The sequence below is a fragment of the Prescottella defluvii genome, from assembly GCF_000738775.1.
GTDB lineage: Bacteria > Actinomycetota > Actinomycetes > Mycobacteriales > Mycobacteriaceae > Prescottella > Prescottella defluvii.
This window is the reverse complement of sequence record NZ_JPOC01000119.1, coordinates 1-1,855: the sequence shown is the minus strand read 5'-3', so window position 1 is coordinate 1,855 and position 1,855 is coordinate 1. Positions and strand designations below refer to the sequence as shown.

2 protein-coding genes and 2 pseudogenes are annotated in these 1,855 nt (G+C 66.4%); all 4 read right to left on the bottom strand.

Annotated features, from left to right (window positions below):
* A partial coding sequence (locus IJ15_RS25035; RefSeq protein WP_037136047.1) for a translation initiation factor IF-2 N-terminal domain-containing protein occupies positions 1-293 on the bottom strand: 293 nt, incomplete at its 3' end.
* 205 nt (positions 294-498) lie between these two features.
* Positions 499-843, bottom strand: coding sequence for a YlxR family protein (locus IJ15_RS25795; RefSeq protein ID WP_081880900.1), 345 nt, complete (start codon positions 841-843; stop codon positions 499-501).
* Between the two features lie 44 nt (positions 844-887).
* Positions 888-1,689, bottom strand: a pseudogene (locus IJ15_RS25030) (NusA N-terminal domain-containing protein).
* Positions 1,686-1,855: pseudogene (locus IJ15_RS26835) on the bottom strand (ribosome maturation factor RimP); the annotation flags it as partial. The pseudogenes IJ15_RS26835 and IJ15_RS25030, both read right to left, overlap by 4 nt.

Sequence of the window (1,855 nt, the reverse complement as noted above, 5' to 3'; positions counted from 1 at the left end):
GCCGCGGGAGCGGCCGGAGCGGGCTTGGGGCCGGGGCGCGGGGCACCGGGCTTGGGCGCGGTCGCGCCGGGCTTGGCAGACGGACGCGGAGCGCTGTCCGAGCCTTCCGTCTTGCCTTCGGTCTGCGACTTCGCGGACGGGAACGACTCCCGCAGACGACGCGCAACGGGCGCCTCCACGGTGGAGGACGCCGACTTCACGAACTCGCCCTGCTCCTTGAGCCGTGCGAGTAGTTCCTTACTTGTGACACCGAGTTCTTTCGCCAACTCGTGCACGCGGGCCTTGCCTGCCACTGCTCTCCTCTACTGAGAGGTCGAGCGAGCGACTGATGCCCGCACGACCTCGGTTATCTCCGATGGACGTTCATCGCTGGTGCTTCACGGTGTGCTCATGAGTGCTTGTGCCTGTTCTCTGAGGTACTGCTCGACATTCCCGAGTGTTGTGCAACCCGAGAGGTCCCGAGTGGTACTACGTCTTGCGTGATCACTACGCCTGCTCTCACAGGTTGGAGTGACCCGCCTTCGATGTCTCGAACATCCCGCCCGGCTCGTCGAGCCGGTCGAGTTCCGAGGAATCCAGACTCCCGGACACCCTTAGTGCTCTGCCGAATGCTCGGCGCCGAACCGCGTCGGCCAGGCACTTCGGATCGAGATGCAACCACGCACCTCGCCCTGGGAGCCTTCGCCTCGGATCGGGGGTGAGGACGAATCCGCCGGATCCATCCTCCCGTGCCACGACCCTGAGCAGGTCGGCGGCCAGCTCTCTCTGCCTGCATCCCACGCACGTCCGCACCGGTTCACCGGCTTGGACACGCGCAGACACCGACAGTTCACGCTGAACCATCGACCACTCTACCGCTGTATTGGCGTGAACTCCGCATTCTGTTTCTAAGCACCCGTCGTTTCGCGACCGACCTGTGACTCGGGGCCCGGTGCGGCGTCACTGCGGATATCGATACGCCACCCGGTCAACCGTGCAGCGAGACGCGCATTTTGACCCTCCTTGCCGATGGCCAGCGACAGCTGGAAATCGGGGACGACGACCCGCGCGGCCCGCGCGTCGGGGTCTCACGACCGAGCCGTCGGCGATCTCCGGAACCTCGAGGGCGAACAACTTGCGGACCAGGTTCGGGTGGGTCCTCGACAGCGTGATCTGCGGGCCACGCTGACCCCGCGAGACTCCGACGACGTAGCACTTGATCCGGTCGCCGTGCTCGTAGGTCTCCCCCGGCACCTGCTCGGCCGGCGGAATGAGGCCCTCGGCCCCGTTGGCCTCACTGCCGATCCGCACCACGACCATGCCGCGCGCGTTCGCCCGGGTGTCGCGCTGGATCACGCCGCCGACGATCTCACCCTCGTGGGTGGCGTACTCACCGAAGCTGCGCTCGTGCTCGGCGTCGCGCAGGCGCTGGAGGATGACCTGACGAGCCGTGGTCGCGGCGATGCGGCCGAAGCCCTCCGGGGTGTCGTCCCACTCCTCACCGACGCGGTTGCCGTCCGCATCGACCTCGCGTGCCATGACGCGCACGATGCCGGTCTTGGTGTCCACGTCGATACGCGCGTGGGGCTGGTGTCCCTCGGTGTGTCGGTACGCGGTGAGCAGAGCCGTCTCGATCGCCGCGATGATCGTGCCCGCGGAGATTCCCTTGTCCGTCTCGATTGCCCGCAGCGCGGCGATATCGATATTCACTTGTCCGACCCTTCTTCGTTCTCTTCGTTCGACGCTTCCACGTCTGCAGGCGCGACCCGACCCTCGGGGATACCTCCCGCGAGCTCGAGCTCCTTCGCGTCCGGGCGCGAGAATTCCACCTGCACAACAGCTTTCCGGATACTTTCGAGTTCCACCCGGCGCACGA

Excerpts from the sequence above, each read along its gene's own strand:
- IJ15_RS25795 (WP_081880900.1), bottom strand. The coding sequence starts at position 843 with ATGGTTCAGCGTGAACTGTCGGTGTCTGCGCGTGTCCAAGCCGGTGAA.